Source organism: Polaromonas sp. P1_E12, from assembly GCF_056405975.1.
Map to the genome: position 1 here is coordinate 341,350 of NZ_JBFUBB010000005.1, position 20,900 is coordinate 362,249.

Genomic DNA, 20,900 nt, shown 5'->3' on the forward strand with positions numbered 1-20,900 from the left:
GCCGTGGATTTTCGTTGTTTTTGAGATGGCGTACCGTTGTTGCGGCGCGCCGGCCCAAGGGGATAAACATGCAGTTCTTGCTTGAGCGCCTGGAGTTTGCAGGTGCGGCGCCGGCGCAAAGCGGCCAGAGCTTCAATCTGCGCGATGCCGTGCGGCTGCAGATTCAGCGGCTGGTTAGCTCGCACGTCTGGGCTGGTTCGACCGGTCTGGAACTCATGCGCGTCGGCCTGCCTTCCCTGACCGGCGCCGGTTACGCCCAAAAAGATGACATACAGCGTTATTCGCTGAGCATCCGCGACATGATCATGCGTCACGAACCCCGGCTGACGGGCGTACGTGTAACTGTTGAGGAAACCCGCAGTTCCGTCATGCCTTTCCAGGTAGTCGTCACCGGCAAGCTCGCCGACCAGCCGCTGACAGAGACCTTCAGCTTCGGGTTGCCGCGCCGCTAGGCGCTTCCAGGCCATGCAAGTCTACGGAACTCAACTCAAGGACTACTACCAGCGTGAACTGGCAGGGCTGCGTAACGACGCCGCTGCATTTGCGCAGGCCTATCCGACGGAGGCGCAGGCGCTCAAACTCGATCGCACCGGCTCGCACGATCCTCACGTGGAAATGCTGCTGCAGTCCTTTGCTTTCCTGACCGGCCGTGTGCAATATGAGTCCGAAGTCAGCAAGGCGCTGATCCCGAACGTACTCCTCGGTTACCTTTATCCGCACCTGGCGGCACCCGTGCCGTCCATGTTGATTGCTCAGGTCCGCGTCAAGCCGGACGACGCGGCCGGCGCGGTTCTGGAGCGCGGGCGGCAGGCCAGTGTGACGGCCGAGGACGGCCGGGGCCGGAAAAGCGTCTGCCGCTTTACGACAACCTGCGACTTGCCTTTGGTGCCGCTGGGCATTGTCGAGATTGACATGCTGCAGGCGGGAGATTTTCCGGTCGGGTTGAGCGACGAGCGTTGCCTGTCGGTGCTGCGTGTTCGGGTGCGCAGCCTGGGTATCGATCCGGTGAAGGCGCTCAAGAAAACCCGGTTGCGTTTTTATATCGACACCAGCCAAAAAGACGCCTGGTATTTGCAGGAGATGCTGGGCCTGCATCTGCACGCCGTTGACATCGCACAGATTGGTGGTGAGCCACTGCCAGGCGCAAACCAGAGCACCGTCCACTGGCTCGGGTTTGAGGACGAAGAGGCCGCTCTCCCGGTCCGAACCAACATGCATCCCGGACACCGGCTTCTTCAGGAATATTTTTCCTTTCCGGAAAAATTTATGTTTTTCGAAACCGGCGAGTTTGACCTCGCTCCGTTTGAGAATGGTTTTGACTTGTTGTTCCAGTTTGACGTGGCTTCCCATAAGGATCGCCAGCTCTCGTCACGCTCGCTCAAGCTCAACTGCGTGCCGATGGTGAACCTCTATCGTCAGCGCATGGAACCCCTGGCGCTTGACCACACGCAGTACGAATACCAGCTAACAGCAGATGTGCAGAACCGCCAAAACTGCGAGATTTACAGCATTGAGGAGCTGGTTTCCATTAGCGCCGACGGCAGCCAACGCAAGCTGGCGCCGTACTTCGAACTTGGAAATGCGCAGACGCGTGGCACAGATGACTATTTTTATGTCATGCGGCGCGAGGAAAACCAGCTTGGCGGTATTGCCGGTACCGAGGTGTACGTATCTTTTCTTGACGTCCGGCAGCAGATGGCACTGCCGCCGGCAGAAGTGGTTGGCGGGCGGGCGCTTTGCACCAATCGCAAGCTGGCAGAACAGCTGTTGATCAAGCAATCCCTGCAGCTCGAAGGGGCGGGGCCGATCACGGTACTCGAAGTGATAAGCCGGCCTTCGCGTCACATCACCCCGGCACTGATAGGGCGACGTCCCTGGTCGCTGGTGTCCCAGCTCGGCATGAGCCACTTGTCGATGGCAGAGGGACCGCAGGCGCTCGCTGCATTCAAAAGCATGCTGCGCGACCACATCGACCCTCTGCAGACACAGGCTTTCCGCAGCATTGAAGGAATTCAGGCGCTTCAATGCCGGCCCGGCATGCGCTACACGATACGCGATGGAGTGCGGGGCTATGTGCAATGCCTCTATATCACCCTCACACTGAATCGAAAACAGTTTGAGTCGACCAGCATGCTGCTGTTCGCATCGGTGCTGCGCTACTTTCTCGCGCTCTACTCAACAGTCAACAACATGGTCTGCGTAAGCCTGGAAACCACTGACGAGAAAGGAGTACTCAAAAGATGGCCGCCAATGGTTGGGGCCCAGATCGTTCTTTGAGCCGCCGGCTCGAGCAGCGTTTTGGGGAGTTCAATTTCCTGCAGATGATCCGTCTGTGGCTGCGCCAGCCGGATGATCGTGCCGGCGGGTCAGGCCAGACCGTGCGTTTCGAGGCTGACCTTGATGCGGGCTTTCCCGCGCGCGCGGCGAGCGCAGTGCGTGTGCAGGCCATTGCATCCGGGTCCTCTGCGGTACCGGCGCTGATCGACGCCGAAGGCGATCAGCGTGACCGGCCGCAAATGCTGGCGATCACCACCCCGGACTTCTGTGTTGGCAGTGCACTCGGTCCCTTGCCCGAACCTTTTCTCGAGTGGATGCGCGAGCTGGATCGCGCAGGAAAATCCGCGACGCGCGCATTTCTCGACATTTTCAATAACCGGCTAAATCTGCTGCGTTATGAAACCCGCGCTGGCTTTGAGCCTGGGCTGAACAACGAGCGGCCTGAGCGCAGCCAGCTCGCCGAATACCTTGGCGCGCTGATGGGGGTGGACAACGCCGAGCAGGCCGGGCAAATCCCGATGCCCCAGCGCCAGTGGCTCGGCATCGGGGACTTGCTGGCGAACGGCCGGCGGTCGGCAGCCGGGCTGGTTCAGGTGCTCTCGGTGCAGCTTGGATTTCCTGTCAGGTTGCAGCCCCTGGTGGGCGCATGGCGCGCAATCGATCCGGAGGATCAGCACCGCCTGGGCCGCAGTGGTCACCGGCTTGGTGTTGACATGCTGCTTGGTCGCAGCACTTGGGATCAGCAGTCGCGCATCCGGTTGACCGCAGGCCCTGTCTCATATTCCCAACTGGAGGCGCTGTTGCCGCCGCTGAAAAAAGGCACAGAACCAAAACGTTCGCTGCGTCAATGGCAACGGCTGCAACGCCAGGTCGATATCGGCAGCGAAGCGCCTGCCGTGCGCAGCTCGTATGAGGAACTGCAAGGCTTGCTACGGTTGATGCTTGACCGTCGCCACGATGCCGAGATCGAACTTTCGGTGCTTGCAGAAGAGGTGCCGCTGGCGCGGCTGGTATCGACTCAGGTCTCCGGCTTCTCCGGTATGCGCCTGGGCTTTAACGCATGGTTGAAGTCGCGGCCGACGGATAGCGCCGCTGGCATTTCGGGTGTTTATGTCGCGCGCTTTCTGGTCCCTGCTTATGAATCGGGAGCCATGACATGAACGACCGCGTCACTGGCATAACGACCGCGCTGGCTCTGCTATCGCCGGCGCCGGTCGTCTACCTGCATGTCGCGCTGTTCCTGGAGACGGGCGTCATCCTGGGTGACGGTAGCTTTCGGCTGGTCAGCTTTAAAGGGCAGGAAAGCATTTCTGATCATTTTGAGTACGAACTGGAGTTGCACGGAAACTCGGACCCCGAGAGTGGCCTTGAGCTGGCCTTTGATGACCTGCTCGGGCGACCGGTCACTGTGGGGGTTCACTACCCGGTGTTGGATGACCAGCAGCAGCCGACGCGCGAAGAAGCCAACGAGTGGTTTGACCAGGCCGTACAGGGCCAGGACGAAGGCGTGCGGTTGTCCCTGTTCAATGGCATCGTCGCATCCTTCTCAATGGAACAGCCAGGCGTCTATCGCGTGACCATGCGGCCGGCACTTTGGAAGCTTACGCTCACGAACAACTACTGCATCCATCGCCAGCTGAATGTGCGTGATGCTATTGCGGGCGTCCTGCACAAGCACAACATTGTTTTTTCGGTCGCGGCGCTGGTCGGCTCAGGAAATCTGGCAGTCGCGAGGCAGCAGGACTGGCTGCAGGCCGGTGAAAGCGACTACGAGTTCGTGCGGCGGCTCATGTCGAAAGCGCACATTTATTATTTCTACGTGACCACCGGCACTAGCCACACAGTGGTGTTCGCCAACCGGCCTGTTTATCCGGAAGCCCTGCCCGGTGGCAAGCCGCTACGCTACTGCGGCACCCAGGAAGATACTCTCGGCTTGGCTCAGCCCGACATGATCAGCGACTATCGCTTTCAGCAGAGTCTGGCCAGCAGCGCGGTGACCTCGGTGTTCACGCGCGAGGAGGCGGCCTGGGAGTCGGATGCAGTGGCCGGGTTCCAGAGTTTTCATGCACAGACCAAGCCGGCGCCTGGCGCCTTGCCATTCAACCAATACCAGATCTACCAGTACGGCTGCAGCGACGTTGAGGTCGATCACTATGCCCATGCAACGCAGGACACCCTGGATACGGGTAGCCGGCAATTCAGTGGTTCGAGCTATTGCCCCTATCTGCATTGCGGCCACCGCTTCTCGGTGACGCAGGAAGTTCGTTCAGGGCAATGGCCGTTGCAGGTCAGACCTCAGCTGGAGGGAAGGAGCTTTGTCGCAACGCAGGTTCAGCACGAGGCAACGCTCGACGGCAGCTACAGCAACAAGTTCCAGGCGGCAGACGCGCAGGGACTGGTCACGCCGTTCTCCATCCAGGAGACACAGCAAGGCAGTGTGCTCGCCAGTGTCGTCTCGGGTGGGAGCCAGGGTGTCGCGCCGGTGGGCTGGCGCTATATGCGGAAAGACAACTTTGACCCGGAGACCAGCCGCATTGTCGACAGCGAGGGTATTTCGCCGGTGGTTGAGGCGCAGGGTGTCTATGTGCGGTTCTCGACAGGCCAGGACATCTTTTCACCGGACGGTGCCGACCCGGCGGAGCCGGTCTGGGTCAAATTGGCTGCGCACATGCAGACCGTGCCGGAGATCGGTACGACCGTCATCATTACGCGCGCGCAGGATCAATCCGAGCTGCCTGAAATCCAGAGCATCATCCAGGCTAATGGCACCAAGGTCATCATGCCGTCAGGCTGGACGGCCAATACCAACGTTGGCAGCAGCTATTCGACGGCCTACGGCGACGGCAAGAGCATCCGTTTCGGCTTGCACTCCGATGCCGACCTGGACAACGCGGTTGCCATCGTCAGCCAGCAATACGACAGCGGAAAGTTCCGCGAATCGTCGTATTCGCAGGGTGCCAGCTATGGCTATTCGACCTCCGAAGACGGCGCGAACGGCCTGTTGAGCCAGTCGGATTCCTTCGGTTCGACCCACAGCACCCACAAGGGGGCGGAAAGCTGGAGCAGCACCGAGTTCGGCACGACCACCAACCACTCGCTGGTGACCGGCGACGCCACCAACACCAGCAAGACCGAAGGCACGCTCAGCAACACGACTTTGCAAAACGCCGTGTTCAATACAACCACGACCGCGAGCCAAACCAGCGAGTCGTTCACGGTCAGCAGCGTCAATCTCGACGTAACCGGCCAGCACATCTCGACCTCGGCGGTCGGCATGGCTGTCAGCGCAAGCGCGACCGGGGTGCGGCTGTCGGGCTCGATGGAGGGAATGAGCAGCAGCAGCAGCATGGTTGGCCTCAGCGACAGTGACTCGGTCGTAGGCATGAGCATGCAGACCAGCGCGACCGGTTCGAGCAGCAACGTTGCGGTGACGCTTGCTTCGGATCATGTCTCGATGACGCTGGTCGATACGGGCACCAATCTGGTTGGCGTCAGCAGCAGCACCTCTCTGACCGGTGCCAGTACTGCGATGAACCTGGTTGGCGCTCACAACGAGGTCAGCCTGACCGGCCTGTCCAGCCGGGTCAGCCTCACGGGCCAGAGCAACAGTGTTTCAGTTCTGGGGTCGAGTACTGACATCTCGCTGTCGGGCGACACCACGGCGATCTCGATGAAAGGCGCATCAACCTCGATTGAAATGACCGGGGCCGGCATCCTGGTGCAGCTCACCGCGTTGCAGGCGACGATGCAGATCACGGGCCTGAGCCTGACGATCACCGAGCTGAAGATCTATCTCTAGGCCGCCATGAAGATCATCAAGCCCTTGAGCCTAGGCCTGCTCTACAAGACATACCGGCAATCCGGCATAAACCGCCTGGTGGTGACGGCGCTGGGATTCTTTCCGCTGGGTGAAGTCAGGCCGCAGCGCTTTCTCATGGAGGGCCCGCAATGGGCCCGGGTACTGGCCGCATTGCCGGCGGGCCAGGCGCTGGACGAGGCGATGCCTAAGACCGGAGCCGAGGCCATGGTGCTGGCTCGCGCTTGCGCACCGGGAAATCGTCCGGTGAAGCGTATGGAAGCACGGCTGCAAGTCGGCTCCATCGACAAGCGTCTGGCGGTTTTTGGCGACAGGCAATGGCGCTATGGCGTCTTGCCGCTCTTTGGCATCTCGCAGCCTGCGGAATTTGTACACATGCCGCTTGATTTCGCACATGCCTTCGGTGGTCAGGGCTACGAAGACAATCCGGTTGGCTGTGGCCATGACGGCAACCGGTTCGCCGCAATGGCCGGTGCGAACGAAGGGGTTATGCCGAACGTCGAGTACGCCGCTCAGCCCGTTGACTGCCACGGGCGTCGCTATCCCCCAGCTGGACTTGGGCCCATGCCTATCGATTGGGTGCCTCGCAAGCGCTATGCCGGTACTTACGATGAACGCTGGCTGCGCGAGGATTATCCCGGCTTGCCGCGAGATCTTGACTGGCGGCTTTATAACCAGGCTGCCGCCGACCAGCGCATCGCGAATCCTTTCGCGGGCGGCGAAGCCTACCTGTTACAGGGGATGCATCCGCAGATTGAGACCATCCAGGGCGAACTGCCTGAGCAGCGCGTCAAGGCTTTCGCGCTCAAAAAGGACGCTTCTCCCGCTTCGCTGGCTGAAATCGGGCTGCGCATGGACACGGTCTGGTTCCTGCCCGAACAGCAACTCGGTGTTGCGGCCTGGCGGGGCGAGATGCAGATCACCGACAGCGATGCACTGGACATTGGGGTATTGATGCTGGCTTACGAAGGCGCGGCCGAAACGCCGCGTACCTTGAACCATTACGCGGAAGTGCTCACGCTGCGCCTGGACCCCAAGACTGCACCGTTGCATGCGCTCAACGAGTCGCAACTCGCGCCGCGGCTCGATCCAGTCGATCCCGCGCTGGCTGCCGCCGAAGCCGAAGCGGCACTGAAAAAACGACAGGACGTGCTTGACGAAGTGACGCGTGAATTTTGGCAGCAAAGCGGCATGAAGCCGCCCGCGGGCTACGAGCCGCCAAAAGCCGGGCCGCCCCTGCTCCAGACACCGTCGGCGAAGGCCCTGACCGACGGCGACATGGACTTGACCAGCCTGATGCACAGCGTCGAAAAGCTGGTGGCCAGTACCCGCGAAAACGCGGCCGCACAGCAGGCAGCATTTACTCACCAGCTAGCAGAGCTACAGGTACTGACGGGGCAGACGGATGTTCCCGCTGGGGAGCATGGAAATGCTCCGGAGTCCGGGCCGCTCTGGACGGAGGTGTTGCAGCGCGCCGATGGTACGGCGACACGAGAGGCACTGGCGCCGCTCGCGCTGGCCGCGACGCCATCCCAACATGCCGACCTTATGGCTGCCGCGCAACTCAAAAGCAAAGCCCGCCATGCGTCTCCCGTCCCGCTGTCGCCCGCGCAGGCGCTGTCGCCCGCTGTCGCGTCGCTATTGGGGGCGCAGGTGCTGGCCTGGGCGAAGGCCGGAGAAAATCTTGCGGGCCGCGACCTTGCCGGCGCGGATCTGCGCGGTGCCATACTTGCGGGCCTTGACCTTGGCGGATGCATGCTGGAGTACGCCGACCTCAGCGGTGCCGACCTGCGCGGCTGTAACCTGCGTCGCGCTGTACTGACGCAGGCGCGGCTCAATGGCGCACTACTTGATGAGGTCAACCTTGATGAGGCCAATCTCTGCAGCAGCCATGCATGCGAAGCGAGTTTTCGCGGGGCGAGTCTTTGTTCGGCCCGTGCTTCCAAGGCGACCTGGAGACAAGCTTGCGGCTCCGATTGCGACCTGTCAGCCGCTCAACTCGACGATGCAGATCTTTGCGGCGCAAACTTCGATCGCGCGACGCTGGATACAACAATTTTCAACCAGGCCAAACTGGCTGGAAGTAGCTGGTGCGGTGCCTCGTTCAACAAATGTGTTGCCTGGAAGCTGCAGGCCCAGGGGGCCAATTTTTCGGGTTCGAGATGGCAGAGAAGTGCACTGATCGGTTCCGACCTGTCGGCCAGTAAATGGAGGGAGGCCCGACTGGTCCAGGTCCAGGGGAATGACAGCGACTGGCGTGGCGCCGACCTGTCCGGATTGCGCGCTGAACGCGGAAGCTGGACGCAAAGCCAGTTGCAGGGTGCGCGGCTCGACGGCGCTTTCATCATGGCGTGCGATATGAGTCGGGCTGACCTTAGTGCCGCCAGCCTTGACGGTGCCTGCCTGCCGCGCACGCTCATGATGAAGGCACAACTGCCCGGTGCGAGTGCCGTGGGCACCGACTTCTACCAGGCGTTGTTGCGAAAGGCTGACTTTGGAAAAGCCGATCTGCGCGACGCCAGCCTGTATGAAGCCGAACTCACCGAGGTCTGCCTGGTTGATGCGGACACACGCGGTGTACGTCTGGATGCGCGCAGGAGGCTCGCGTGAGCAGAATTTACAGCCAGGCCTCCGCCCAGGATTGGGCCGAGATCCAGCGCTTGGTGCGGCTTGGCCGTCCGGTGCGTGGCCAGATGCTGGCCGGACTGGATGCAAGCGGCCACGATTTCACAGGTGCGGTTTTCAGCGGCTGCCAGCTGGCGGGTTCGCATTGGGCCGGTGCCCAGCTGGAGGGAGCGTCCTTTATTGATTGCGAACTCGGCGCGGCCGACTTTTGCGATGCCGGGTTGCGCCGCACCGCTTTTTGCCAGAGCCGCCTGGCTGGTAGCGATTGGCGTGGTACGGCCGGCACAATGCTGGCCTTCAGTCAGTGTGACCTCCGCCAAAGTCGTTGGGACGGTGCGAGCCTTGAGAAATCCATGCTGACGAAGTGCGACATCGGCGGCTCTTTCTGGATTGAGGCGCGCTTGCTGCGCAGCGCATTTGCGGATTGCCAGTGGGGCGGCAGCGACTGGCAGGGTGCCGAATTGCAGCAGGTAAGCCTGAACGAAGCACAACTGCAGGAAGCCAGGCTCGCTGGCATGCGTGCCAGCACCAGCCTGTTTATCAAAGCCAGCTTCGCCGGGCAGAAACTGGCCGGTGCCAGCTTGTTGCGTTGCACTTTGCAGGGTGCCGATTTTTCAGGTGCTGATCTGAGCCGCGCCAGCATCCGTGAATCGAATTGTGCCGAAGCCCGCTTCAGTGCGACGCTGATGAACGGCATTGACGCTACGCGCTGCCAGTTCGTAAAAGCGAAGTTTGACCGGGTAAATCTTGACGGCGCCCAACTCGAGGGTGCGGTATTGCAAAAAGCCCAACTCAACGGAGTTTCGCTGCGCGGAGCCGGATTGGTGAAAACGATCTGGGATCACAGCAGGCTTGACAGTGTCGTTTTCGCGGGATCGGACTTGCAGTTTGCCCAGTTCGCGCATGCGAATGGCGGGGCAATGGATTTCCGGTACTGCAAGCTCGACCGTACGAGTTTTCACTGTGCGGTCTGGACCGGTGCCGATTTCACCGGTGCCAACGTAGCCGCTGCCCTGGGTACCCAGGAGGCGCGCGCTGCCGCCGAAAAACGTTCACTTGAAATGGAAGCAGCATGAAACAGGCAACACAACAGCTTGACCTTCCCGTGCGCGCCGCAACCGTGCACGGCTGGGGAGAGGCGAGCATAGGCCGGTCACTCGGACAAGCGCAGTGGCGGCTGGCGGACGGCCGGCTTGCGTTACAAGCGGTTTCCTGCCTGCTCACACCCCTGCCAGGTGACACGGTGGCCGTGCTGCAAAGTGCTTCGGGCTTGTTTGTGACCCATATTTTGCTGCGTCCGCAGCCGGCCGCGGACACGCCGGGCGCAGGCCGTGCCGAGCTTTCCGTGCCGGGTGCGGAGCTTATGGCGATCACCCAGCCAGCTTTTGAGCTGGCCTGCACCCGTCAAATCGCACTGCGTTGTCTTGGTGACGTCGAGCTGACGTCGGCCAGCGGCTCCGTCAGCGTCAACGCAAGGGATTTCCTGGCGTCCGTCAGTGAGACCATGGTGCAGTCGGCACGCCATCTCGTAACGCGTGTCGAGCACGGGATCATGCAGGCCTCGGCGCTGCTGCGGCTCCATGGGCGGCAGGCGTTGGTCACGGCCGAAGAAGACATCAAGCTCGATGCTGAACGCATCAGTCTGGGATGAACCATGTTCGCCAACACGAACCTCTGCGTCATCAATTTCGCGTTTCCCGACGTCTGTCTGGTGCCTACGCCGGTGGGGCCGGTGCCCATTCCGTTTCCCAATATCGTCATCACGATTTCGCACATTCCTTCGCAGGCCTGCGTGATCGTCGGCGGCGGACTCGCTGAAAACCTGGTGACGCAGGGCACGTTGAGCAACGGCGACGAGCCTGGCGTCAACCTGGGCGTGGTTTCGGGCATGGAAATTGGGCCGGACCGATACCTCATGGGTAGCTTCAAGGTCGCGATGGGCGGTGTGTTTGCGACACGGCTGACCAGTGTGGTCGGGCAGAACGGCATGATAGGCAACGCGATCGGTATGTCGATCACGCCTTCGCAGGTATGCGTGATGGTGCTGGGATGATCATGCGCATCGTCAACGCTTTTCTCGGCACAGCGGCATTGCTGGCTGTTTCCGGCTGCGGTTTTATCAGCTACGCGCTGGGCTACAGCCCTACTACGCCGCTAAAGACGCTGAACATCGTCGCCGAACTCGATGCCAATCAGAATATGGGAACCGAGGTCGACCTGGTGTTTGTCTTCGACAAGAACGCGGCGGCCGTCTTGCCGAAGACCTCACCCGACTGGTTTGCCAATCGCGACGCGCTGCAGGCCGGTCTGGCCAGCGGCATCGCAGTGCTTGGTGTGCAGGTTGTCCCTGGCAGCACGGTCACCAACCAGCCCCTGCCCATTGGTTATGGCAAGGCCGTCTATGTCTACAGCTACGCAAGCTATGTGAGCGCCGGCGGTCAGGCTGTCGCCAACATCACTGCCTACAAATGCGCATTGATCACCCTGCGTAGCACGCAGATCAGCTATACGAGCTGCCTTTCATGATTGGAGAACCCATGCCTGAAACCATTTCAGCGCCTAAAGCCGCCCAGCCCGCAGCGAAGCTGTTCTCAGCTGCGGCCGGTCCGGCCTTGCCCGACAGTGTCCAGTGGATCGAAGGGATGTTGCTGTCACCCCAGCATTTTCAGCAGAGCGATGTTTACTGGCAGGAGCAGTTGAGGTACCGGCTATCGTGCGTCGCGCCGGATTTTTGGGGATTGAGCCTGCTGCAGCTGGATATGGTGAAGCTCAAGGCCGGTATCGTCGCAATCAAACGGCTTGAATGCATCATGCCAGACGGCACGCCGGTCGTGTTTCCCGGCTCGTACACCGGAAAAGCGCTCGAACTTGATGTCACCGCGCAGTTGCAGCGCACGCCGGATGGGGTGCGGTTGTCGCTGATCATGCCTGTGCGGGGCAACGCCTCCAATCACTGGAATACGACACCGGCGCGCAATGAGGTTGTGCACGGCCTGGTATCGCTTGACGAGAACACCCTGACCGGATCGGTGCCGGTCGACCGCCTGCGGCCGGCGATCTCGCTGTCAGCCGAAGTTGCAGCCCCGGCCGGCTACGAGGTCTGTCCCTTGTTCGAGTTGTTCCGGCGCGAAGAAAACAGGCATGTCGAATTCAAGCCCTACCACCCGCCCATGCTGTGCTGGCAGGCCGGCGATTTTCTCAAGGCAACCGGCTTGCGGCACCGGCTCCAGCTGCTCAATGAAGCGCTGTGGCTCAAGCTGCGCGAATTGGGCGCTAACCGGGAAAGCGACGGCCCCGAGGACGATGAATTGCAGGGCGCCCATTTCCGCAAGCACCTGGAGATGGCCCGACGGCTGGCTGCCGTGCTGCCGCAGTTCAGCCTCATCGTGCAGCGCCCCGAGTCGAGCCCGCGCGCGGTCTACGACAGCCTGGCGCTCCTGCTTGGCACGATGGCATCGTTCGGCGCCAATCCCATCCCGCCTGTGCTGGACGCTTATCAGCACGATGACTGTTCGCCACAGTTCCGGCGTGCGCTGGACTATGTGGTACGCAAGCTCAGCTATATCAATACCAGTTTCGAGCTGCAGCCGTTTGAACGCCATGCCGACGGTACTTTTACACATGTGTTGCCTCCTGACGCGGGTGAACAACTGCTTGTCGAGCTCAGGCCGCAAGGCGGCCAGGGCCTGGGGGCCGATGGACGCGCGTCAATGGAACGCTGGTTGCTTGACGCCTGCATCGCGAGCGAGGCGTTGCTGCCTGCCGCAGCCCGGTTGCGCGTGACCGCGAGGCCGCACCTCTTGACCGCTGAGGAGTTGGCGAAACGCAACCTGCGTTCGGGAGCGGCCTTGTTCGCGATCGACAACCAGGTCCTGCAGCTCAAAGAAGGCGATACCAGGCTGTTCGGCCCAGGGCAAAACCTCGTCATTAGCGGTGACAAGAAGTCGCCGGGAACCCCGCCCGCGATGATTCTGCTTTATCGTGCGCGCGCTGCAGGCACGCGGACCTGAAAGACGCAGCCATGCAGCCTGCTGCTATGCCCGAAATGCCGCTCCTGAGCTGCTTTGCGCAGTTCTATGAGGAGGTTGCGCGCGTGCGGCAGGAAAGCGAACGCGGGTCGCTGCAAGCCTACCTGGGGGTCTCTGGTGCGGCACCGGCCGAGCCGGCCGAACTCGCGGGCCGTGTGAGCCTGCGCCTGGCCGACCTTCTGGCCGGCCAGGCACGCGATATGCGGGCTACCGCGAGTGAAGCGCAGCAACGCGCCTATACGGCAGCCAGCTATGTGATGGTGGTGCTGGCTGACGAGATTTTCATCCTTGAACTCTCGTGGCCGGCGCAGGATGCCTGGCTCGAGGTTTTGCTTGAGCACCGGCAGTTCGGTTCGCGCCAGGCTGGGCGCCGCTTCTTCGACATGGCGGAGCAGGTGCTGGCTGTGGTGTCCCGATCCCATTTGCATCGCGATCTCGCTGCCTGCTTTCTGCTCGCGCTGCAGCTTGGGTTCAAGGGAATGCATCGGGGCACGCAGGGCCAGCTGTTCCTGGACACACTGCGCCAGCGACTATACCGTTTTGTCAACGGCCGACCGGCAGAGTCTGACGGCAGGCTGTTTGTGCAAGCCTATGAACACACGGTCAAGTCGACTGCCGATGCGCGGGTCGCGCCCCTGCGCCCGTGGTTGCGTCTGGCGATGGGTTATGCACTTGGCTTTGTGCTGATGTCGTCGGCGCTCTGGCTATGGCTGATCCAGCCGCTGGTCAAGGTTGCGGGTGTCTGAGATGAGCAGCATCAGCAGTATCTGGTTTGGCGTGCTTGCCGCAGTCGCCAGTGCACTCGGAATCCTGGTGCTTTGGTTGATAGTGCGCTCGCGCCAGGCCAAATTGATAGTTGCGGCCGGTGCCATCAAGCCCGTTTTGAAGGGAAGTTTCTGGCGAACGCGCTGGCAGTCGTTCCTGGCCTGGTTGCGCGGGCTGCGGACCGTGCTGTCCAGAACCGCACGGGAGCGCTACCGACAAACCTGGGTCATCATGATCGGGCAGGCCGGCGCTGGTAAAAGCAGCTTGATCGCTTCGTTGCGACAGGTCCGGCAACAGCCAGACGCACAGGCGGCGACGATCGCCGGCGTCCCCCACACAGCCTGGCACAGCCTGGCACAGGGTGAACTCATAGACCCGCAAGGCAAGCTCAGCGCTGCCGGTCAAACCGGATCCGACGCGGCAGATTGGCAAGCCGTACTGCGCGGACTCGTCCACCTGCGCCCCGAACGTGCACTTGACGGGGCGCTATTGGTGGTTTCCTCCCGTAACTTGCTGGGCATGGGCCGTGAGAGTGTGCTTCAACTCGCGCTCGATGCCCGGCGACAGCTCGACGACCTGCGTGCCGCCACCAGCCTGGCTTTGCCGGTCTACGTGATCGTCAGCCAGTGCGACGCGGTCGATGGATTTGCTCCGTATTGGCGTCTGCAGGGGCGTTCGCAGAGGGAAAGCATGTTCGGCTGGTCGGCGCGCGACGGCCTGTTGCAGTCCGGCCCGGTACAGTGGATTGACGAGGCATTTGTTGACATCGGTGAACGACTCAAGGAAATCCAGGTAGAGGCCGCTGCGGCGCAGGAGCAGATTGCCGACGCTGATGCGTTTTTTCTGTTTCCGAGGCATTTCGAGCGTTTGCATGCGCCCTTGCGTGATTACCTGGCCGAGGTCTTTCACGACACGGCGACGACGCAGCCTGCACTGTGCCGAGGTGTCTATTTCACAGGCTGCACCGAAGACACCGGCGCACCAGCTGGCATGCCGCGTGCCGATGTCTCGTTTGCCGAAGACGTCCTGACGCAAAAGGCGTTGGGGGAGTGTGGGCTGGCGCGCGCCACGCTGGCGTCATTCTGGTCGCGTGAGCCGGGGCTGCTGCGGCTTCAGCAAGCCTGCATCGTGCTGGCCGGGTTGCTGCTGTTGGCACTGGTGTTATCGGGCTGGCGGCTGCAGCGCCAGGTTGATGGTCTGGGTCGCAGCATCGCCGCGCTCTACCAGTCGCAGGCGCTGGCAGGTGCACAGGAGAGCTGCGCCGGCCGCCCATTGATTGACGATGCGCTGTCCCGGGCCTCGGCCCTCGATATCGACCTGGTGTTCGCGACGATGCCGCTGTCCTGGGTCGATCGGCGTGCCAGCAACAACGCGGTGCAGGCTGTCTCCAGTACCGTGATGGCGCGCACGGTGTTTCCGGCGCTGGCTTGCGGCCTGCAGGCGCGGGTCGCGCGGCTCGACGCTGGTCTGGTCGCGGCGTCAGAGCCGACGCTTGCCGGTATCACAGTCAACAACTCGGCGTATGCCAAAACCCGCGCCAACCTGAAGGTGCTTGCGCTGGAGGTGAACAACCTGGAAGACAAGCTCCAGCGTTTCGCACGCTTGACTGCCATACCCGCCGAATCCACCGTCCGCAAGCTGGATGATCTCAACCTGATTTATCTCTACGTCTACGGAGCGGGATTGCCCCTTGCTGCGGCGCGGCCCGGCGGCGTGGTTGCCGCTTCGCTCGAGCAGGTGCCTTACAGCGGCGTGGTGAATGTGCCCGAGCGTTCGCGCGGCAACTGGGCGCGCCAGTTGGCGAATTCCAGCCGGCAACTGCATGTCGATTTGCTTGCTGAGGCCTCGATGGGCCCCAGCCTCCTGGCCAGGGTTGATCCGGCAAAAGGGCCGCTTGTTGACAACACCAGGCGGTTCACCTCATGGCTGGTCTGGGTCGCCAAATCATGGGTGCCATCGGACCCGAACAACAACCCCTGCGCCGATGACGCGAAGGAACTGCGGCAACTGCTGTCGCCCCTCGTGACACAGTACAGCTATCCGAAAGACCTGTTGGCAGGTGACGGCGGTTTTGATGAGGCAAGGTGCTACAACCCGGCCATGCAGGTGCTGCGTGGCATGCAGCTTTCGCCCTACGGGCCTCTGCTCATCGCACAGGGCCAGAGTCTCGTCATGAATCCGGCACTGTCGGCAGAGGTACGCGGCCTCGAAAGCCTGCTACAGCAGACTTTCATGCAGGTCCGGAACCCGCAGGCCTTCGCCTGCGTGAGTTCAGCGCCCGGCTGGCGCCTGGCAGACCTCGGCCGGTCCATGAATTACGCTGCTGATTACCAGCGATTCGCAGCAGGCCAGGGACTGCCGCCTCTCGGTGCGCCGGCAACCAGCAAGCCGCTGTTCGACCGGCTTGCGAGGGCGCAGCTTGAGCAGGTCATGAATGACGCGATGCGCTCGGCGCAGTCGGCTGCAACTGAGTTGTTCGTGCCTCAGGGACTTGACGCGGTCTCGGCGGCAGACCAGCAGCTTTTGCAGCAGAGTGGCGATTTTTCGCGCGCACTGGATCCGCTGATCGGCAACCTGCGGCTCTATACCCAGTTCGGCTTTACCGCGAGCGCAGGACGCGTTTCACAGTGCGCGCGGGACTTTTCGTCGGATGCTCTCGGCCGCGTCTCGGGCCTTGTGAGTGGCAGCCGGCTTTATGACCCCGAGGCCGGTCCTGCCGACGGCCTGCTCGTGAACCTGGGCACCACGCCGGTGATACGCGACTACCTCGCGCGGCAGGTTGCGCGCGCTCAGGTACTCGCTGGCTACGCTGATCCTTTCGTGAATCTGTTGCGCAACACTGACGGCGTCAATGATGCGCAGCGCGACAACGCACAAACCTTGCCGTACTGGAGTAATACGATCAATGAGGTCACCAGTTACGTGCAGTTCAAGGACCCGGGCAAGCAAGTTGGCGCTCTCGACACGCTTTTCCTCAAGACCATTGCCGATCTCACCTATGCGAACTGCGGCAAGGTGCTGGCGGCCTACCAGCCAGCCGACTACGGGAACGACATGTTCTCGGAGAGGCGGCGCGACCTGATTGCGCAACTGAACCTGCGCTGTGTCGACCGTCGTACCGAACAGGCAACCACTGCCTACGATGCCCTGGCCAAACGCTTCAACAGCCGGCTCAAGGGGCGATTTCCGTTCGGCGAAACCAGCAGTCCGGACGCCTCGCTGGCGGAGGTGCAGACCTTTTTCAGTGACTACGCCGCGCAACGCGAATCGCTGCAACAGTCGCTGTCCGGCCTGAGCACCCCTGGCTGGGTCGTTTCGGCACGCGGGTTCCTCAGTGAACTCGATGCAGCCGATCAGTTTCTGCGGCCAGGCTTGGGTATAGGCGCAGCACCGCAGCCTCTAAAGCTCGACATCACTTTCCGTGCGCTACCCCAGGAGTCGCCTGGCAGTGAACAGGTCGTGAGCTGGGTTGTGAGCTCAGGTTCTCGGGTGGCGAGCTATCCGGGTGGAAAGCCGCCGACCGTGGACTGGAGCTACGGCCAGGTGCTCGCGCTTGATCTGAATTGGGCCGAGCTGTCTGTTTGGCGACCGGCCGCATACCCGGTGCAAAGTGGCTACCGGGTCGAAGGCAGCACAGCTTCGTTCACTGAAAGCGGGAACTGGGCGTTGCTGCGCATGCTGCAGCGCTACCAGCCTGTGCCGGCACGACCGGCTGATCCCCTCAAGCCGGGCAAGGCGTTGCTCGAATTCAGTGTGCCGATACAGCGCACGACCCAGGCGACACCCACAACAGCCCCGGCAGTCACGACGGGCCAGGCCACGTTCTACCTCGGCTTGACCCTGTCTGGCACCGATCCGAAATCCCAGGCCAGTACCAGCCTGGTCTGGCCGGGACCTTTTCCCAGGTCTGCACCGCAGCGGCAAGATGTTTCCACGCAAAAGCGAGCAAAACCATGAACACTGAATTGATGACCCGATCACAGCGTTACTTCGGCGAACGGCTTGGATGTTCGCTCGAGACCTTGCTCGACCCGATCGACGCGGGCAATCCCGCCGGTTATTCGGTTAAAGGCAATGGTGTCTACAACACCATCCAGAACGCCAGACGCGAGGACGATGCGAGTTTGCCGTTGGGTCCGTGGGAGCACAAGCTCAAGCGAGCGGACTGGCCAGTAGTGAGCCGTGTCGCCACCGAGGCCCTTTGTTCCAAATCCAAGGACCTGCAGGTCGCTGCCTGGCTGCTTGAGGCCGAAGTGAACCAGCATGGGTTTTCCGCGATAGCTCCCAGCCTTTTGCTGCTTGATGGCTTGTTGCGTGATTACTGGGACGATCTCTATCCCCAGGACGCTGACTCCGGCGGCGAACACCGAGCCAACATCCTGCGTTCGCTCAACAACCGTTTGCCGTTTGTGCTCAAGCAGCTCGCCATGACTTCAACGGGCATGCATCGCAATTACAACCTCGCCGATTGGGAAGTTGCCATGCACCGCGAACGGTTGGCCCCGGCCGCCGCGGCCGCAGCTAACAGCGCTGATGAGGAGGAGCATGCCAGCACGGAAACGATCACCGCAGCGATGGCCGCGACGCCCCTGGCCTGGTATCAGGCGCTGCACCAGCAGTTGAATGATGCGCTCGGTGCGATGCAACTGCTCAGAGACAGCATCGACCGCCACTTCGCGGTGGACGGACCGAGTCTGTCGGCGCTGGCCGGCTTGCTGGCTCAACTGTACGCATTGGCCGAATCCGAGCTGCAGCGGCGCGGGATAACGCTGGCGGCCGCAGGCGGCGAATCCGGGCCGGGGCCAGGTACCGTCGCGGGATCCGATGAGACGGCCATCATGGATGACCAGACGTGGGCCGGCGTTGCCGTACCGCGGTCCATTGATGACCGGCGCCAGGTCTACGCCATGCTGGAGCAACTCGGGGACACACTGCTCAAGATGGATCCGCACAGCCCGGCGCCCTACCTGATACGCCGGGCGATCGAATGGGGAAGGCTCAACACGGCCGAGCTCTACCAGGAGGTGTTTATCCGTCTTGGCGGCCAACTCAATATCTTCGAATTGGTGGGGCTTGAAACACCCGCAGCGCGGGAGGAAACATGATCGCATCATCTGAACCCCAAGGGCTTCTCGTACCGGTTTCCCCGGGGACTGATCCGTCGGCTCCGTCAGTGGCGATGGATATCGCCGCTTCGGTCTGGAAAAACCTTTGCGAACTGCCGACCCTTCTGTTTAAGGAGCGTTCGGGCATTGCTGCCGCCCTGACCGGCCCGCGCCTGGGGTGCACCTGGGCGCGTGCCGTAGTTATGTACTGGAGCAGGCTTGAACGCCTGGGTGGCCTGGACTTGTCGCAACCACTCTACATCCTGAACATGGGTCCGGATGACGGCGCCCTGGCTGCGGTGCTGTTGACCACTTTGCGCGATGAGATGCATGCCTGCGGCATGCTCGGCTGGCCCGTCCGGTATGTGCTGTGCCCCCTGGCGGGTGAAGAACCGGCACTGGCGCTGCTCAAACAGCCAGCACTTCAGCCTTTTGTCGCGCGCGGCTGGCTTGACCAGGCAAGCTGGCAGGCTCGGCGCGGCCACCCGCTTTTGCTCGGTGCGAACCGCTTTGCCTTGTTCGGATCACGCAACCCGGTGGTCGCGATGACGGCAGGCGGGTTCTCCGCATTGCCGGCAGAACTGTACGGTGTGCACTACGGCGAACTATTGCAGGCGCGGGTTCAGGCGCAGCCAGACGGCGAAGGTCGTTTCGCGCTGACTTCTGAATGGCAGGCTTTGGCGGAGGATGAGCTTGCCTCAGCCGCTTCCGCGCTGCTGGGCCATTACCGCGCCAGCCTGATCAGTGCCACTGTTCTACTTTCAAACGCCGCACTGTCCTTGCTGGATGCGCTTGCCGATTTTTCTGCCGGGCGCTATTTGCTGCTGGCGGCAGACCAGGGAGTCGCCGATGAGCGGCAGATCAGGCTTAACTGCATGGCGCTTCCTGAGCAACTCGCTCCTGGCGAACTGTACTTCCCCGCCAATTTTCATGCACTTGGGATGCATCAGGAAAGCGCTGGAGCGCATGTTGCGCATCTGGAGTGGGGCGCATCGGGATGCATTCAGCATATGGCCTGCCGCGACGATGCCATCGGCATGGATGCCGCAAGCTGGAGCAGTCTGATCGATACGGTAGATGAAGACCATCCAGCGGAGCGCTGGTGGCACGGGGCTCCCCACAGCCCTGTGGGGAGCGTTGACGAAATCAATTTTCGCCTTCGCTGCTCGGGTCATGATCCCTGGGCTCTCCAATCCATCCTCGACAGCCTTGATCTTCGCCTGCTGGACGCTGCGGACGAAGGTGCACTGCAAACACTGCATCGCAGCCTGGCACGCACATGGCAGCAGATGACACCGCGTCAGCGTTGTGATGCGGGGCTTGGCCTTGCAGGCCTGCTGGTGCATGTGGGTCAGTGGGCGCTGGCACGTGATGTGCTCGCCGCGACTCCCGACAGCGATTCGCCGACGGCTTCTCGCATCGATCAGCTGCTGCTGCGTGCGCGACTGGAGGCGGAAACCGGGCGCAGCGCCACCGCATTGCGCGTCGTACGGGAATGTCTGCGCCTGGATGCCGGTCACCCTGAGGCGCAAGGCATGCATGAGCTGCTGGAGCGCCGGCTGGCCAATTGGCAGGCCAGCAACTGGTATGAAGCCGACGCGATGCGCGACGATGAGCTCTCGCTCGAGCCACTTGATGTCCTGCATATCCCGGCATGGCTGCATCAATACCGGGACCCGAACATCGCCGTGGTGGCCGGATTGCCGCCAATTACCTGTGAAGCGGAGGCGCAAACCTATCTTGCCCATGTAGGCGGCAGCGAGGGGACCGAATATGCAGTGGTTCACCGGAATTTCGGTTTTGTCGGTGCCGTCGGTTTGCGCCGCGAGGCTGATATGGCGCATATCCATTTCTGGATAGGTGTCGATCATCAAGGCACTGGCTTTGGTGCGCGTGCGGTGCGATTGCTGACGGCAAGCCTCGCCGGCGGACCGGTACGGCACCTGTTCACCTCGGTACACGAGGGCAACACGCGCTCGCACCGGCTGCTTGAGAAAGCCGGGTTTGACACGCTCGGGCACGAGTCGCGTGGCGACGATGTGGGTTACCGGTTCATGCACCTCGCGCTGCCTGGGGCGCTTGCCTGCACCAATGACGAACTCGAATTACGCCTTGCGGCGATCTGCGATTGCATCGGAGAGCCGCTGGTGACCGGTCAAACTCTCATAGGGGGAAGTGTTCATGCTGTCTAGATTTCTGCTAGCTCGCGCAGCACCAACTACCGCGAGGCGCGCAGGCCTCACCATCGCGCGTGCGGCTCCGCCTGCTGCAGCGGGTGCGGGA

At 61.9% G+C, this 20,900-nt stretch carries 14 protein-coding genes; all 14 read left to right on the forward strand.

Annotated features, from left to right (window positions below; all coding sequences use genetic code 11):
* Positions 1 to 68: 68 nt before the first annotated feature.
* The 14 genes from AC1D13_RS16240 to AC1D13_RS16305 all read left to right on the forward strand — a co-directional run bounded on the left by AC1D13_RS16240 (position 69) and on the right by AC1D13_RS16305 (position 20,809).
* The gene (locus AC1D13_RS16240; protein WP_457282536.1) at positions 69 to 452 is read left to right on the forward strand and encodes a GPW/gp25 family protein; all 384 of its coding nucleotides are present in this window, start codon (positions 69 to 71) and stop codon (positions 450 to 452) included.
* Positions 453 to 465: 13 nt separating this feature from the next.
* A complete protein-coding gene (gene tssF / locus AC1D13_RS16245) occupies positions 466 to 2,277 on the forward strand; it encodes a type VI secretion system baseplate subunit TssF (protein ID WP_477689912.1) in 1,812 nt (603 codons plus the stop codon).
* Positions 2,241 to 3,437 (forward strand): type VI secretion system baseplate subunit TssG, encoded by a 1,197-nt coding sequence (gene tssG / locus AC1D13_RS16250; RefSeq protein ID WP_477689913.1) that lies wholly within the window; start codon positions 2,241 to 2,243, stop codon positions 3,435 to 3,437. Before tssF ends, tssG begins: the two co-directional genes overlap by 37 nt.
* A complete protein-coding gene (locus tag AC1D13_RS16255; protein ID WP_477689914.1) occupies positions 3,434 to 6,076 on the forward strand; it encodes a contractile injection system protein, VgrG/Pvc8 family in 2,643 nt (880 codons plus the stop codon). Before tssG ends, AC1D13_RS16255 begins: the two co-directional genes overlap by 4 nt.
* A 6-nt stretch (positions 6,077 to 6,082) precedes the next feature.
* Positions 6,083 to 8,704, forward strand: a complete 2,622-nt coding sequence (locus tag AC1D13_RS16260) for a DUF2169 family type VI secretion system accessory protein (RefSeq protein WP_477689915.1) — start codon at positions 6,083 to 6,085, stop codon at positions 8,702 to 8,704.
* Between the two features lie 83 nt (positions 8,705 to 8,787).
* Positions 8,788 to 9,795: a pentapeptide repeat-containing protein gene (locus AC1D13_RS16265; protein WP_477667395.1), complete on the forward strand. Its 1,008-nt coding sequence runs from the start codon at positions 8,788 to 8,790 to the stop codon at positions 9,793 to 9,795.
* The gene (locus AC1D13_RS16270) at positions 9,792 to 10,370 is read left to right on the forward strand and encodes a DUF3540 domain-containing protein (protein ID WP_457282542.1); all 579 of its coding nucleotides are present in this window, start codon (positions 9,792 to 9,794) and stop codon (positions 10,368 to 10,370) included. The genes AC1D13_RS16265 and AC1D13_RS16270 overlap by 4 nt, the downstream gene beginning before the upstream one ends.
* 3 nt (positions 10,371 to 10,373) lie before the next feature.
* A complete protein-coding gene (locus tag AC1D13_RS16275) occupies positions 10,374 to 10,772 on the forward strand; it encodes a DUF4150 domain-containing protein (RefSeq protein WP_477667394.1) in 399 nt (132 codons plus the stop codon).
* A 2-nt stretch (positions 10,773 to 10,774) separates the two neighbouring features.
* Positions 10,775 to 11,245, forward strand: a complete 471-nt coding sequence (locus tag AC1D13_RS16280) for a hypothetical protein (protein ID WP_457282544.1) — start codon at positions 10,775 to 10,777, stop codon at positions 11,243 to 11,245.
* Between the two features lie 11 nt (positions 11,246 to 11,256).
* Complete coding sequence (gene tssK, locus AC1D13_RS16285; RefSeq protein WP_477667393.1) at positions 11,257 to 12,729, forward strand: type VI secretion system baseplate subunit TssK; 1,473 nt, start codon at positions 11,257 to 11,259, stop codon at positions 12,727 to 12,729.
* 11 nt (positions 12,730 to 12,740) lie between these two features.
* Entirely contained in the window at positions 12,741 to 13,493 is a 753-nt protein-coding gene (locus tag AC1D13_RS16290) for a DotU family type IV/VI secretion system protein (RefSeq protein WP_457282546.1), read from the forward strand.
* Position 13,494: 1 nt separating this feature from the next.
* Positions 13,495 to 17,469: a type VI secretion system protein gene (locus tag AC1D13_RS16295; RefSeq protein WP_477689916.1), complete on the forward strand. Its 3,975-nt coding sequence runs from the start codon at positions 13,495 to 13,497 to the stop codon at positions 17,467 to 17,469.
* Entirely contained in the window at positions 17,466 to 18,617 is a 1,152-nt protein-coding gene (tssA, locus tag AC1D13_RS16300) for a type VI secretion system protein TssA (protein ID WP_457282548.1), read from the forward strand. Before AC1D13_RS16295 ends, tssA begins: the two co-directional genes overlap by 4 nt.
* Positions 18,614 to 20,809, forward strand: coding sequence for a GNAT family N-acetyltransferase (locus AC1D13_RS16305; protein WP_457282549.1), 2,196 nt, complete (start codon positions 18,614 to 18,616; stop codon positions 20,807 to 20,809). The genes tssA and AC1D13_RS16305 overlap by 4 nt, the downstream gene beginning before the upstream one ends.
* Positions 20,810 to 20,900 lie beyond the last annotated feature (91 nt).

Bases quoted from the DNA above. Each gene is read 5' to 3' on its own strand.
- AC1D13_RS16240 (WP_457282536.1), top strand. From the start codon at position 69: ATGCAGTTCTTGCTTGAGCGCCTGGAGTTTGCAGGTGCGGCGCCGGCG.
- tssF (WP_477689912.1), top strand. From the start codon at position 466: ATGCAAGTCTACGGAACTCAACTCAAGGACTACTACCAGCGTGAACTG.
- tssG (WP_477689913.1), top strand. From the start codon at position 2,241: ATGGCCGCCAATGGTTGGGGCCCAGATCGTTCTTTGAGCCGCCGGCTC.
- AC1D13_RS16255 (WP_477689914.1), top strand. From the start codon at position 3,434: ATGAACGACCGCGTCACTGGCATAACGACCGCGCTGGCTCTGCTATCG.
- AC1D13_RS16260 (WP_477689915.1), top strand. From the start codon at position 6,083: ATGAAGATCATCAAGCCCTTGAGCCTAGGCCTGCTCTACAAGACATAC.
- AC1D13_RS16265 (WP_477667395.1), top strand. From the start codon at position 8,788: ATGCTGGCCGGACTGGATGCAAGCGGCCACGATTTCACAGGTGCGGTT.
- AC1D13_RS16270 (WP_457282542.1), top strand. From the start codon at position 9,792: ATGAAACAGGCAACACAACAGCTTGACCTTCCCGTGCGCGCCGCAACC.
- AC1D13_RS16275 (WP_477667394.1), top strand. From the start codon at position 10,374: ATGTTCGCCAACACGAACCTCTGCGTCATCAATTTCGCGTTTCCCGAC.
- AC1D13_RS16280 (WP_457282544.1), top strand. From the start codon at position 10,775: ATGCGCATCGTCAACGCTTTTCTCGGCACAGCGGCATTGCTGGCTGTT.
- tssK (WP_477667393.1), top strand. From the start codon at position 11,257: ATGCCTGAAACCATTTCAGCGCCTAAAGCCGCCCAGCCCGCAGCGAAG.
- AC1D13_RS16290 (WP_457282546.1), top strand. From the start codon at position 12,741: ATGCAGCCTGCTGCTATGCCCGAAATGCCGCTCCTGAGCTGCTTTGCG.
- AC1D13_RS16295 (WP_477689916.1), top strand. From the start codon at position 13,495: ATGAGCAGCATCAGCAGTATCTGGTTTGGCGTGCTTGCCGCAGTCGCC.
- tssA (WP_457282548.1), top strand. From the start codon at position 17,466: ATGAACACTGAATTGATGACCCGATCACAGCGTTACTTCGGCGAACGG.
- AC1D13_RS16305 (WP_457282549.1), top strand. From the start codon at position 18,614: ATGATCGCATCATCTGAACCCCAAGGGCTTCTCGTACCGGTTTCCCCG.